The sequence below is a fragment of the Acidovorax sp. LjRoot118 genome, assembly GCF_964253575.1.
In the GTDB taxonomy this organism is placed as follows: Bacteria; Pseudomonadota; Gammaproteobacteria; order Burkholderiales; family Burkholderiaceae_C; genus Acidovorax.
Map to the genome: position 1 here is coordinate 5,027,981 of NZ_CAXURB020000001.1, position 12,147 is coordinate 5,040,127.

The following is a 12,147-nucleotide window of genomic DNA, read 5'->3' on the forward strand; positions in this document are numbered from 1 at the left end:
CCCTACGCCGCCCCAGCCTGCCATGACCGATGCGCTGCAGGCGCTGCGGCACGCCACCGCCGAGCGGCATGCCCAGCTCGACTCCCGCCTGCCCATCGCCCGTGCCGAAGCCAACCTGGCCGACTACCAGAATCACGTCCACGCACTGGCTGCCTGGCTGCAGGCGCTGTGGCCTGCGTTGCAGGCGCTGCAGGCGCACCCGCCCGGGTTTGGCTTCGCGCCTGCAGCGCGGCTGTCCGCGCTGCGCGAAGACCTGGCGCATACGGCTGAACAAGCCACCCTGCCCTGGCCACGACCCAGTGCGACCACCGCGCTATGCCTGGAGCAGGCCCTGGCGCGCCACCCCAGCCAGGCCGATGCCGTGCGCTGGGGCATGGCCTATGTGGTCGAAGGTTCGCAGCTCGGCGGGCAGGTGCTCCATCGCGGCCTCGCGCCCCGGCTGGCGCCGCACCCGCTGCGATATCTGCAAGGCGATGGCGCGGGCACCGGTGCGCGCTGGAAGGCATTCATGGCGCTGCTGCGCACGCACGTGGCTTCGCCGCCGGCCATTGCGGCCGCGTGCGACGGTGCGCTGGCCGCCTTCCAGGGCCTGCAGGCGCACTTCGACACCATGGACGCCACACAAGGAACGCCAGCATGACCTCCGCTGCGGCCCCTGTGCAGCCCACCACGCTGGAAAACTGCGACCGCGAGCCCATCCACATCCCGGGCTCGATCCAGTCCCACGGGGCGCTCGTGGCCGTGGATGCAAGCGGCGTGGTACGCCATGCCAGCAGCAACGCCCAGGCACAGCTGGGACACGCGCTGCTGCCGGGCGATGTGCTGCGCAGCAGCGCGCTGGTGGCGCAGCATCCCCAGATCGGCGCGCTGCTCGACGAGGGGCTGCCTGCATTGGGCGCCGCCGCCGATCTGCCCATGCCGACCGAGCTGGAAATCGAAGGCCGCAGCTTCGACGTGGTGCTGCACCAGTCGCACGAGCTGCTGGTGATCGAGTTCGAGGCCCGCCAGGCATCGTCCGACGCGCTCACGGGCTTTGCCATGCAGGCCCACCGCGCCATGGAAAAGCTGCGCCGCCCGCGTGCCGCCATCAACGACCTTCTGCAACTGGCCACCCAGGAACTCAGGGCGCTCACCGGCTTCGACCGGGTGATGGCCTACCGCTTTCGCCCCGACAGCAGCGGCGACGTGGTGGCCGAATCTCGGGCCGACTTCCTGGACCCCTACCTGGGCCGGCGCTACCCCGCCAGCGACATTCCGGCGCAGGCGCGCGCACTGTACGTGGCCAACACCCTGCGCCTGATCGCCGACGTGCAGGCCGCGCCGGTGCCCCTGGCTCAGGCCGCAGGCAGCAAGCCGCTGGACCTGAGCGCCGCCATTCTGCGCAGCGTCTCGCCCATCCACATCGAATACCTGAGCAACATGGGCGTGGGCGCGTCCATGAGCATTTCCATCGTCATCAACAACCGGCTGTGGGGCCTGCTGGCATGCCACCACATGGGGCCGCGCCAGGTACCCTACAGCGTGCGCATGGCCTGCGACGTGATGGCGCAGATGCTGGGCGCCACCATCCAGGCGGCCCTGGCGCGCAAGCAGGCCGAGCGCCAGCTGCAGGTGGCCGAGCTGCGCACCCGGGTCATGGAGAGCGTGCTTCATTCCGACGATGAATTCACCGGGCTGTGCACCCATGCGGGCGCCCTGGCCGCATCGATGCATGCCGACGCCATCATCGTGTCCGAGCACAGCAAGCTGTGCACCGAAGGCGGCATCAGCGACGACGCCGCCCGGGCCCTGCTGCAATGGCTCGATGCCACGCACGCCGGCAGCACCCTGTACGCCACCCATGCCCTGCCGCTGGAGGCACCGGCCATTGCCGTGCAGCTGGCCCCCTGGTGCGGTGTGCTGGCCCTGCCGCTGGATCTGCAGCGGGGCAGCTGGCTGGTCTTCTTGCGCAAGGAGCAGATCGAGACCATCCACTGGGGCGGCAAGCCCGACAAGGAAATTCGCCCAGGCCCCCTGGGCCCCCGCCTCACACCACGCGGCTCGTTCGATCTGTGGAAGGAGATCGTGCGCTCCACCTCCGAACACTGGGCCGCCGATGACCTGGACATCGCACGGCAACTGCTCGCAGAGCTGGTGCGCGCCCAGAACGCCCGCCACGCCGAACTGAACAACGCCCGCAACCACCTGATGGCGGTGCTCGGCCACGACCTGCGCGATCCGCTGCACTCCATCAGCATGGCGGCGCGGGTGCTCGAAAAGAACAATGGCGCCGATGGCAACACCGGCAAGCTGGGGCAGCGCATCCAGTCGTCGAGCAGCCGCATGCAGCGCCTGGTGAGCCAGGTGATGGACATGTCGCGCCTGCAAAGCCGGCTGGGGCTGGACCTGCAGCCCGCCAGCATCGACCTGGTGCAGTTGCTGGCCGACCTGATGGACGAGGCGCGCACGGCCCACCCGGGCATGCAGCTGGTGGGGCACCTGCCCGCCAGCCTGCAGGCCGAGGTCGACCCCGACCGCATGGCGCAGGTGTTCTCCAACCTGGTCAGCAACGCGCGCCACCACGGCGACGCAGGCCACCCGGTCGAGGTGCACATGCAGGCCACGCCAGAAGGCCCGCTCATCCAGGTGCGCAACGTGGCCCCGCCCATTGCACCCGAGGTGGCCGGCGACCTGTTCACCCCCTTCAAGGCATCGTCGGTGGGCAAGGCGCGCAACCGCTCCGGCCTGGGCCTGGGCCTGTACATCGCGCACCAGATCGTGCAGGGCCACGGCGGCAGCATCGGCTATGCGCACGAGGCGCCGCATGTGGTGTTCACCGTGCACCTGCCGCAGCGCCCGGCACGCCCTCCTGCAGACCCCTCCACCTGACACCCGCTGGCCCCTGATACCACCATGCCGCTAGACATCCTCGTCATCGATGACAACCAGGACGCCACCGAGCTCCTGGAAGAACTGCTGTCCATGGAAGGCCATTCCGTGCGCACGGCCGCCACCGCAGCCCGCGCCCTGGCCCTCGCCAGGGAAAGGCCTGCGCAGATCTTTCTGGTGGACCAGAACCTGCCGGACATGAACGGTTCGGACCTGGTGCCACTGCTGCGCGCGAGCGTGGCCGAGCACGGCGCAGGCCCCTGCTTTGCCATTGCGATCACCGGGATGGCCTCGGGCAACGCCAGGACGGCGGGCAGCCAGATGGGGGCTTTCGACTACATCCTGGGCAAGCCGCTCGACTTCGACGCCTTCGACGCGCTGATGGCGCGCTGCGCCGCTGCGCTGCAGGCCCCTCCCGCTCCCTGAGCTCCGCCACTCCAGCCCCATCCACCACCCATGCCCGCCAAGAACTCCGAGCCGCCCCTTCCCGATCATGCCCGGGAGCTGATGGACGCCGGCCTGCAGCATGCCGTGCTGATGCGTGCCATGCCGGTGCTGCGCCATGACCTGGCCAGCCCCCTGTCCGTGATGCGCATGGGGACCATGCTGCTCAAGCGCCGCCTTGCCAAGGGCGACCTGACCCCCGAACAGGCTGTGGAGCGGGTGGAGCAGATCGAGGAGCAACTGGGCGACATTGCCCACCACATCCGCCGCCTGCGCCAGTGGGACCTGCAGATCAACGAACGCCAGGCCCTGCGCGCACTGGTGGCCGAAGCCGTCGAGCTGGCGCGGCCCATGCTGATGGTGCGCGGCACCGAACTGGAGCCCCTGGTCGAGGATGCAACCGGCTGGGACGAGCAGGTCACGGCACGGCACACGCTGCTGTACGTGGTGCTGGCCGCCCTCTACCACCTGGCGGAGCGGCCCGGCCCCGTGCCCGCCCGCATCACAGTGGAGCCCTCGGGCGCAAGGGGGGTGCGCGTGCGCGCGCAGGGGGTATCGGCATCGCAGGACCTGCCGCCCCTGCAGGGCAGCAGCCTGGCGCAACCACCGGCCCTCGACTTGGCAGCGCTGCACCAGTTGGCCCGGCCCCTGGACGTCACCGTGCAGGTGGCGCAGGACCAGGTGGAGATCACCCTGCCCGGCGCCTGAACCAGGGTCTTCCATCAGAGCCGGCCACGAGGGCCGGCGCCCTGGGCTCAGTCAGCGCCGTCCACCGCCGCCACCAGCAGTTTGGCCTGGTCGTAGACCGGCTGCGGCGGCAGGTCGGCCAGGTGGCGCACGTCGCCCCAGTGCAGCAGTTCGATGGCGTCGCCATCCAGGCGCACGCGGTTGAAGCCCGCATTCGGGATATCGCTCTGGCGCGGCCCGTGCAGGCCCACGCCCTGCGCCGTGCGCCAGACCATGTCGAGCACGCCGCCGTGGGTCACCACCATCAGGGTCTTGCCCGCATGCTCCTGCGCCAGGCGGCGCACGGCGCCCATCACCCGGGTGTGGAACTGGCGCGTGGTCTCGCCGCCGGGCATGCCGCCGTCGGCGTCGAAGCGCAGCCAGTTCTCCCAGGCCTCGGCATGCTGCAGCTTGATGTCGTCCACGCGCATGCCGTCGACCAGGCCAAAGCTCTGCTCGCGCAGGCTGGCGTCCACCACGTTGTCGATGTGCAGCTGCGGCAGCAATGCGCCCAGCACGGGCTGCGCCGTCTGGCGCGTGCGGATGAGGTCGCTGCAGACCAGGTGGTCCACCGCCAGGCGTTCGGCCCCCAGGCGTTCGGCCAGGCGGCGCGCCTGCTCATGGCCGGTGGCGTTCAGGGGCACGTCCACTTGGCCCTGGAAGCGCAGTTCCCGGTTCCAGTCGGTCTCGCCGTGGCGTATCAAGATCAGTTCGGTCATCCCGTCCATTATCGAATGCATGCACAGTATTGCAAGCAATACTCCTGCCAACGGCATGCAGACCGTCCCCAGGCGCTATGCTTTTTGACAACCAAGGGGCGATTGCACCTGTTTCGCTCCTCAACGCATCGGGACGATGAGCACCTTGCGGCGCGGGGCGCAGCCGGGGCCGTCGTAGGGCGGGCTGTCTTTCTCCCAGCCGCTGCCGGGCGAGGTCTGGGCGCAGACGCGCTGAGCATCGACCTTGCTGCGCCAGTAGAACCAGGGTGCGGGCGCAGCCAGTGCGGCGGTGCATGCGAACGCGCAAACCAGCGCCCCGACCCACAGCCGGTGATTTCGTGCGCAAGCAGCAATTCGCATCATGCCTTCATTGTGGCGCGCCCTCGTCCACCCTGCCACCCGGCATGGGCGCGGTGACGATCCAGCCTTCCAGCGGGTCCAAGCCGGGCGGCAAGCCGTAGAGGGCATCGCCCTCGGCATGGCGCTGCTCGGCCCAGCCGGCCTGCAGCATGCACAGCACGGCGTCCAGGCTGTCGCCGCTGGCGTCGGCCACCAGGGCATCGCGCTGGGCGTGGCTCAGCTTCAGTCGCAGCGCCAGGCGCGTCTGCCCCAGCTCCAGCGCGGTCAGCAGGTCCTTGCGCGCGATCAGGCGGTCCGGCGTCTGCTTGGCAACATCGTCGCTCTTGTAGCTGCGCCGCTGCAGCACCTCGCGCGCGAGCAGGCCGGGGTAGGCCTCCAGCGCCACGCGCGTGGAGTCGCCCGCATGCAGGCCGGGCAGGTGCACGCCGGCACCGAGCAGCAGCGGCACGCCCGCGTGCAGCATGTAGGCCACGGGCGGGTTCACCCATTTCATCGACGGGCTGGAGCCTGCGGGCCCATCGGTCGCGCGGTGCGCGAACTTGCCGCCCACGGGGCGCGCATCGCAGAAGGCGGCAAAGGCATCGCGGATCTGTGGGCGGGTGAGCGACTGGTAGTGCTGCATGCTGGGCCGCCACTGCAGCGGCCAGCCCAGGGTCTGCAGCAGCTCGCGCGGCAGGCCGAACGGCAGGTCGAACCCACCCACCCAGTGGCGCGGCTCGGCCAGCCAGGTGCCCACTGCGGCCAGGGTTTCCAGCCGCACCAGTTCCGTGAGCTGCACGCGCGCGCCGTCGCGCCGGCCCAGGGCCAGCACCACGGGCTTGCGGCGCGTGGGGCTGCTCGAAAAGTCGCACCCGAGCAGCATGGCTACCCCAGCGCCAGCGCGGTGACGCCGGCCGCGATGAGCACCGCCCCGCAGATGCGCGCCACGCGGTCGCCTTCGCCCAGCAGGTGGCCACCGATCAGCGCGGCAAAGAGCATCGACACCTCGCGCGCGGGTGCGACATGGGACATGGGCGCTTCCTTCATCGCATACAGCACCAGCACATAGGCCACGGGGCTGACCATGGCCACCAGCAGCGCGAAGCGCCACTGCGCGCGCCACAGTTGGCCGGCCGTGGGCAGGTCGCGCAGCACCACGGGCGCCAGCAGCGCCACGCGCACGAAGTTGCCCATGTAGTCCACGAGGATGGGCGACATCAGCAGGATCTTGACCGCATAGCCGTCGACCACCGTGTAGCTGGCGATGAAGGCGCCCGTGAGCAGGCCGTAGAACATGCCCTTGTGCACGCGCGCTCGCGCGGCCGGGTCGTGCGCGGCGCGCAGCAGGCCGGGGCCGCCCGCGATCAGGAACACCCCGCCCACCACGCCCGCGATGCCGGCCACGCCCAGCGCCGAGATGCGCTCGCCCAGCAGCGTGACCGCCACCAGCGACGACATCAGCGGTCCCGAGCCGCGAGCCAGCGGGTAGACCACGGTGAGGTCGGCCTTGCGGTAGCCGCGCAGCAAAATGACGAAGTAGCCCACGTGCAGCAGCCCGCTGGCCGCGACGAAGCCCCACTCCACCGCGCCCCACAGCGGCACCGCATCGCGCCCCAGGTACCAGCCCAGCGGCGCCCAGAACAGCATCATCAGCACCGAGGTGAAGAACGCGAAGCGCGAATCACCCCCCGCCTTCTTGGCCACGATGTTCCAGCAGGCATGGATCAGGCCCGCCAGGATGATGAGGCCGAAGGCGTTGAGGGTCACGGTGGGAAGGCGGAAAAAGGAATGCAAAAAGCCGCAGCGCGTCGGCAGCTGCGGCCCAGGCCAGGGTGTCTGGAATGACGGACAGGCCGGCAGGCCCGGCCCTTTTACGCTCTACCGATGATCGAGGCCGTGGCCATGAGTTCTTCGAGCAGCGCGAACGATACCCTGCCGGACACCGCATACGGGTCGAGCTCGGGCTTCTCGGAGTACTTGAGCAGGATCGAGTGGTTGATCTTGGACAGGTTCACCTGGCCCATGGTCCAGCCGCCGAAACGGCGCTCGGTGATCTCCTCGTAGTGCAGCAGTTCCACGTTCTGGTGGCGGGCATCTCGCTGGATGTGGCCGTAGAGGTCGCTCACCGCAGCGCGGCCGCCCTCGATGGCTTGCAGGAAGATGCCGCCGCCATAGCACAGCACCCCGGTGATGCCGCTGCCCGGGTTGTGCTGGCGCGACTGCGTGAGGATGGCTTCGATGGCGGCGGGCGAGGTGTCCACCGCGCGGCTGGCATAGAGCAGGCGTACGAGCATGGTCAGTTCTTTCCGGGGATGAGGGACAGGAATTCGCGGCGCAGCGAGGGGTCCTTGAGGAACACGCCGCGCATCACCGAGTTGATCATCTTGCTGTCCATCTCGCGCACACCGCGCCAGGACATGCAGAAGTGGCTGGCCTCCATCACGATGGCCAGGCCGTCGGGCTGGGTCTTTTCCATGATCAGGTCGGCCAGCTGCACTACGGCCTCTTCCTGGATCTGGGGGCGGCCCATGACCCAGTCGACCAGGCGCGCGTACTTGGACAGGCCGATCACGTTGGTGTGCTCGTTGGGCATCACGCCGATCCAGATCTTGCCGATCACCGGGCAGAAATGGTGGCTGCAGGCGCTGCGCACGGTGATGGGCCCGACGATCATGAGCTCATTCAAGTGCTCGGCGTTGGGGAACTCGGTGATCGGCGGCTGCGCAACGTAGCGGCCCTTGAACACCTCGTTGAGGTACATCTTGGCCACGCGGCGTGCCGTGTTGTGCGTGTTGTGGTCGCCTTGCGTGTTGATGACCAGGCTGTCGAGCACGCCCTGCATCTTGACCTCGACCTCGTCCAGCAGCTTCTCCAGCTCGCCGGGTTCGATGAACTCCGCGATGTTGTCGTTGGCGTGGAAGCGCTTGCGCGCGGCGGCAAGGCGCTCTCGGATCTTGACGGAGACGGGCGTGCCTTCTTCGTCGGGCGGGATGGTCGTCATATCAGCGGCAGTGGGACTGGACATGTCCGGCATCGTAACAGTGAACGGGGCGGTACGCCTGGCAAAGGTTTTACCTGGCTACCGCCCGGCCCGTATCGCGATACAGCTACTATTTGTATAGCAGCAAAGCCTGCCATCGGTATCAGTACCGGCGGCCCATGATCCACAGGGCCAGGCGCATCAGCGCATGGGCCACCTGGTCGAGCACGCGCTGGCGCAGCGGGCGGCCCGCGTAGCGCGCCGGCTCCATGCGCCGGCCGGCCTGCTGCATGGCCCGCACCAGGCGCTCGCGCAGGTCGGCGGCAAAGGCCGCGTCCTCCACTACCACGTTGGCCTCGCGCGCCAGCAGCAGGCTCAACGGGTCGAGATTGGACGAGCCCACCGTGGCCCAGGGCCGCTCGCCCAGCGCATCGACCACGGCCACCTTGGCGTGCAGGAAGCTCGGCGCGTACTCGTGGATCTCCACCCCCGCCGCGAGCAGTGCGCCATACACCGGCCGCGCCGCGTGGTACTGCATGAAGTATTCGTAGCGCCCCTGCAGCAGCAGGCGCACACGCACACCGCGGCGCGCCGCCATCAGCAGCGCGCGGCGCAGCTTGCCGCCGGGCAGGAAGTAGGCGTTGGCAATGATCACCTCGTGGCGCGCCGCGCCAATCGCGCGGCGGTAGGCCTTCTCGATGCGGCTGCGGTTGCGCACGTTGTCGCGCAGCAGCAGCGCCGCGCGCATGGCCGGCCCCTCCTGTGCCGCCTGGGCCGCATGCTGAGCGGCGCTGGCCGAGCGCAACGCCTGCAGGGCCTCGGGCAGGCGGCGCTCGCGCATGTCGCGCACGGCCTGCATGCGCCACCACAGCTGGTCCATGGTGTCGCTGGCCACGGCCACCAGGCTGCCCGTGGCCTGCACGGCAAAGTCGAAGCGCGGCGCGGCCAGTGCCCCGTGGTTAGGGTCGTGCAGGTCGTCGAGCACGTTGATGCCGCCGCAGAACAGCATGCAGCCATCCACCACGCACAGCTTGCGGTGCAGGCGGCGCCAGCGGTGCGGCAGCAGCAGGCCCAGCGGCCCGAGCGGCGAATAGACGCGAAACTGCACGCCAGCGGCCAAGAGGCGCTGCGTCCATTCGACAGGAAAGGCGCCAGTGCCCACCCCGTCCACAACGAGCTGGGTGCGCACGCCGCGCCCCGCAGCACGCATCAGCGCCTCGGCCACGCTGGCACCGCTGCCGGTGAAATCGAAGATGTAGGTCTCGAACTGGATGTCCGACAGCGCCGCGTCCATGGCCTCGACCAGCGCGGGAAACAGCTCCTGCGCGCCCTGCAGCAGGCGCACCCGGTGGTCGGCGGCAAGGGCCGGGTTCAGGGCCACGGCTAGAGACGAAACTCGGCGATCAGCGGCAGGTGATCGGACATGCGCCACCAGATGCGGCCGCGCGGCACATGCAGCGACAGGGGCGTGAGGCCGCGCACGTAGACATGGTCGAGCTGCACCAGGGGCAGGCGCGCGGGGTAGGTGAAGGCCCGGGGGTCCTCGAATTCATGCAGGCCGAAGCCGGCCAGCATGCGCTTGACCTGCAGGCCCCAGTCGTTGAAATCGCCCGCGACCACCAGCGGTGTGCCGCCGGGCACCTCGCGCTCGATGAAGCGCTGCAGCCGCTCGATCTGGCGGATACGGCTGCCCGGAATCAACCCCAGATGAACGACGATCACGTGGATCTTGCGACCATGGGCGTCCACCTCGACGTGCAGCAGCCCGCGCTGCTCGAAACGGTGGTCGGAAATGTCTTCGTGCTGGTGGCCGATCACGGGCCAGCGCGAGAGCAGCGCGTTGCCGTGCTCTCCGTGGCGCGTGAAGGCGTTGGTGCGGTACACCGCCTCGTAGCCCTCCGGGGCCAGGTACTCGGCCTGTGGCAGCTCGGGCCAGCGCTGGAAGTATTTCGCCTCCCCGCGGTGCAGCTTCCTCACCTCCTGCAGGCAGACGATGTCGGCATCCAGTTGCTCGACCGCATGCCCCAGGTTGTGGATCTCCAGGCGCCGGGCCGGGCCGATGCCCTGCACCCCTTTGTGGATGTTGTAGGTCGCCACCCGCAGGATGTCTGTGTTGTCCATGGCACCGATTGTGTCGCAAGCAACCGACACATGGCAGGCCGGGGGCTTACCCGCATCGCAGACTCCGCTGACCGGGCATACACTGTGCTTGCAGTGAGCAGTTACTTTTAATTACACCACCCCGAGCTGCAGATGGCCACAGGCAAAGACCCGGATACGCCAGACATCCAGGCGCTGATCATCGACAGCAATGCCACCTCGCGCAGCATTCTGGTGGGGCAGCTGCGCGAGTACGGTGTCACCAAGATCGTGCAGTGCAGCCGTGTGCGTGACGCCCGCGCCAGGCTGGAACACACGGTGTTCGACTATGTGCTGTGCGACCAGTTCTTCAGCGAATCTGGCGACTCCGGGCAGACCTTGCTGGACGACCTGCGCCGTGCGCAACTGCTGCCGTTCTCCACCGTGTTCTTCATGGTCACGGCCGAAGCCTCGTATGCGGCAGTGGCCGAGGCCGCCGAGTCGGCGCTCGATGGCTACCTGCTCAAGCCCTTCACCCCGAGTGCACTGTTCGAGCGGCTGAGCCTGGCGCGGCTGCGCAAGATCCACTTGAAGCCCATTTTCGATGCCATCGAGCAGGAAGACTTCGAGCTCGCATCCAGCCTGTGCGTGGAACGTTTCGAGGCGCGCAAGCCCTACTGGCTGTATGCCGCGCGCATTGGCACCGAGCTGCTGCTGCGCCTGGGCCGCCACGACGAATCCCGCACGCTGTTCGAAGCCGTCATCGCCGCGCGCGCCCTGCCCTGGGCCAAACTTGGTGTGGCGCGCGCGCAGATCGAGTCGGGCCAGGCCACCCGCGCCATCACCACCTTGCAGGGCCTGATCGGCGAGGATGCCTCGTTTGCCGACGCCTACGACGTGCTGGGCCGCGCTCAGGTGGAACTGGGCAACTTCACCGAGGCCATAGAGACCTACCGCACGGCCAGCGCGCTCACGCCCGACTCGGTGGTGCGCCTGCAGAAGCTGGGCATGATGTCGTACTACATGGGCGACCGCAAGACGGCCGCCAGCGTGCTCTCGCGTGCGGCCATCCTGGGTATCGACTCCAAGCTGTTCGACTTCCAGGCCCTGGTGCTGCTGGCCTTTTCCTACTTTTCCGACAAGGACCGCAAGGGCATCGAACGCTGCGTGGCGGACTTTGGCCGCATCCTGGAGCGCCACCAGGACAGCCCGCGCATCCAGCGCTTTTCCAGCATCGCCCAGACCCTGCTGCTGATCCAGCAGCGGCAGTTCTCGGCCGCCGTGGCGGCGGTGCGCGACATGGCGCGCGAGATCGACGAGGCCAGCTTCGATTTCGAGGCCGCCTGCAACCTGGCCAGCCTGCTGGCCGTGCTGGCCGCGACCTCCATCGACCTGTCGGACGGCGAAAAGTGGGTGCGCTCCCTCGGGATGCGCTATGCCAACACGCGCGGCCTCACGGAGCTGATGGCCAATGCCTGCAACGTCTACCCCGCGTACAGCGACATGGTGCGCGAATGCCTGCCCCAGATCAACCAGTCGGCCGAGAAAGCCATGGCCCAGAGCCTGGCGGGCGATGCCGAAGGGGCCGTGCGCAAGCTGCTGCAGCTGGCCGAAAGCTCCCTGAACTCCAAGCTGGCGGACATGGCCCAGCAGGTACTGCTGCGCCACCGGGAGCGCATTGCCGATGCACAGGCCCTGCAGGACAGTGTGCAGGCGGTGCGCACCCGCTGCGGCAACGCCCCGACCCGTGCGGTGCTGGGGCAGGACGGCGAGCGGCGCCCTGGCGGCGTGGTGATACGCACACGCACGCCGCCACCGCCCGAAGCGGCAGCGTCTGCCGCGCTGGCCGCCATCGCCGCCCGGGTAGAGCTGTCGGCCGACCAGATCCTGGACATGCCCGACGAGCCCTCGATCGACGAAATCCTGGGCGTGCCCACGCCCGAGCCCCACGATCCGGCGGAAAAGCTCAGGCTGCGGCCGATGTAGTGGGCT

General features: G+C 68.9%; 13 protein-coding genes. 5 read left to right on the forward strand and 8 right to left on the reverse strand.

Annotated elements, in window-relative coordinates:
• Positions 1-22 precede the first annotated feature (22 nt).
• The 4 genes from ACSQ9E_RS23645 to ACSQ9E_RS23660 are packed head-to-tail and all read left to right on the forward strand — an operon-like array spanning position 23 to position 4,020.
• Positions 23-640, forward strand: coding sequence for a biliverdin-producing heme oxygenase (locus ACSQ9E_RS23645; RefSeq protein ID WP_436219346.1), 618 nt, complete (start codon positions 23-25; stop codon positions 638-640).
• Entirely contained in the window at positions 637-2,868 is a 2,232-nt protein-coding gene (locus ACSQ9E_RS23650; protein ID WP_436219347.1) for an ATP-binding protein, read from the forward strand. The genes ACSQ9E_RS23645 and ACSQ9E_RS23650 overlap by 4 nt, the downstream gene beginning before the upstream one ends.
• 24 nt (positions 2,869-2,892) lie before the next feature.
• A complete protein-coding gene (locus ACSQ9E_RS23655; RefSeq protein ID WP_057204838.1) occupies positions 2,893-3,294 on the forward strand; it encodes a response regulator in 402 nt (133 codons plus the stop codon).
• 30 nt (positions 3,295-3,324) lie between these two features.
• Positions 3,325-4,020, forward strand: coding sequence for a hypothetical protein (locus ACSQ9E_RS23660; RefSeq protein WP_057265077.1), 696 nt, complete (start codon positions 3,325-3,327; stop codon positions 4,018-4,020).
• 47 nt (positions 4,021-4,067) lie between these two features.
• Here ACSQ9E_RS23660 and ACSQ9E_RS23665 read toward each other — a convergent pair whose 3' ends face one another.
• The 8 genes from ACSQ9E_RS23665 to ACSQ9E_RS23700 form a co-directional block, all read right to left on the reverse strand.
• Positions 4,068-4,757, reverse strand: a complete 690-nt coding sequence (locus tag ACSQ9E_RS23665) for a histidine phosphatase family protein (protein ID WP_305742004.1) — start codon at positions 4,755-4,757, stop codon at positions 4,068-4,070.
• A 120-nt stretch (positions 4,758-4,877) separates the two neighbouring features.
• Entirely contained in the window at positions 4,878-5,120 is a 243-nt protein-coding gene (locus ACSQ9E_RS23670) for a hypothetical protein (RefSeq protein ID WP_082607907.1), read from the reverse strand.
• Between the two features lie 4 nt (positions 5,121-5,124).
• On the reverse strand, positions 5,125-5,979 hold the full coding sequence (locus tag ACSQ9E_RS23675; RefSeq protein WP_436219348.1) for a DUF429 domain-containing protein: 855 nt from the start codon (positions 5,977-5,979) through the stop codon (positions 5,125-5,127).
• A gap of 2 nt (positions 5,980-5,981) precedes the next feature.
• Positions 5,982-6,863 (reverse strand): DMT family transporter, encoded by an 882-nt coding sequence (locus ACSQ9E_RS23680; protein ID WP_436219349.1) that lies wholly within the window; start codon positions 6,861-6,863, stop codon positions 5,982-5,984.
• 104 nt (positions 6,864-6,967) lie between these two features.
• Positions 6,968-7,390 carry a BLUF domain-containing protein gene (locus tag ACSQ9E_RS23685; RefSeq protein ID WP_436219350.1) on the reverse strand — a complete coding sequence of 141 codons (423 nt, stop codon included), beginning with the start codon at positions 7,388-7,390 and terminating at the stop codon, positions 6,968-6,970.
• 2 nt (positions 7,391-7,392) lie between these two features.
• On the reverse strand, positions 7,393-8,121 hold the full coding sequence (folE, locus tag ACSQ9E_RS23690) for a GTP cyclohydrolase I (protein ID WP_057265281.1): 729 nt from the start codon (positions 8,119-8,121) through the stop codon (positions 7,393-7,395).
• Positions 8,122-8,239: 118 nt separating this feature from the next.
• Positions 8,240-9,457 (reverse strand): cardiolipin synthase ClsB, encoded by a 1,218-nt coding sequence (gene clsB / locus ACSQ9E_RS23695; RefSeq protein WP_436219351.1) that lies wholly within the window; start codon positions 9,455-9,457, stop codon positions 8,240-8,242.
• A gap of 2 nt (positions 9,458-9,459) precedes the next feature.
• The gene (locus tag ACSQ9E_RS23700; protein WP_057204869.1) at positions 9,460-10,197 is read right to left on the reverse strand and encodes an endonuclease/exonuclease/phosphatase family protein; all 738 of its coding nucleotides are present in this window, start codon (positions 10,195-10,197) and stop codon (positions 9,460-9,462) included.
• Between the two features lie 132 nt (positions 10,198-10,329).
• Between ACSQ9E_RS23700 and ACSQ9E_RS23705 the strand changes: the two genes are divergently transcribed.
• Positions 10,330-12,141, forward strand: a complete 1,812-nt coding sequence (locus ACSQ9E_RS23705) for a response regulator (RefSeq protein ID WP_436219352.1) — start codon at positions 10,330-10,332, stop codon at positions 12,139-12,141.
• Positions 12,142-12,147: the final 6 nt, after the last annotated feature.

Coding starts and splice junctions, on each gene's coding strand:
- ACSQ9E_RS23645 (WP_436219346.1), top strand. CDS start 23: ATGACCGATGCGCTGCAGGCGCTGCGGCACGCCACCGCCGAGCGGCAT.
- ACSQ9E_RS23650 (WP_436219347.1), top strand. CDS start 637: ATGACCTCCGCTGCGGCCCCTGTGCAGCCCACCACGCTGGAAAACTGC.
- ACSQ9E_RS23655 (WP_057204838.1), top strand. CDS start 2,893: ATGCCGCTAGACATCCTCGTCATCGATGACAACCAGGACGCCACCGAG.
- ACSQ9E_RS23660 (WP_057265077.1), top strand. CDS start 3,325: ATGCCCGCCAAGAACTCCGAGCCGCCCCTTCCCGATCATGCCCGGGAG.
- ACSQ9E_RS23665 (WP_305742004.1), bottom strand. CDS start 4,757: ATGACCGAACTGATCTTGATACGCCACGGCGAGACCGACTGGAACCGG.
- ACSQ9E_RS23670 (WP_082607907.1), bottom strand. CDS start 5,120: ATGATGCGAATTGCTGCTTGCGCACGAAATCACCGGCTGTGGGTCGGG.
- ACSQ9E_RS23675 (WP_436219348.1), bottom strand. CDS start 5,979: ATGCTGCTCGGGTGCGACTTTTCGAGCAGCCCCACGCGCCGCAAGCCC.
- ACSQ9E_RS23685 (WP_436219350.1), bottom strand. CDS start 7,390: ATGCTCGTACGCCTGCTCTATGCCAGCCGCGCGGTGGACACCTCGCCC.
- folE (WP_057265281.1), bottom strand. CDS start 8,121: ATGTCCAGTCCCACTGCCGCTGATATGACGACCATCCCGCCCGACGAA.
- ACSQ9E_RS23700 (WP_057204869.1), bottom strand. CDS start 10,197: ATGGACAACACAGACATCCTGCGGGTGGCGACCTACAACATCCACAAA.
- ACSQ9E_RS23705 (WP_436219352.1), top strand. CDS start 10,330: ATGGCCACAGGCAAAGACCCGGATACGCCAGACATCCAGGCGCTGATC.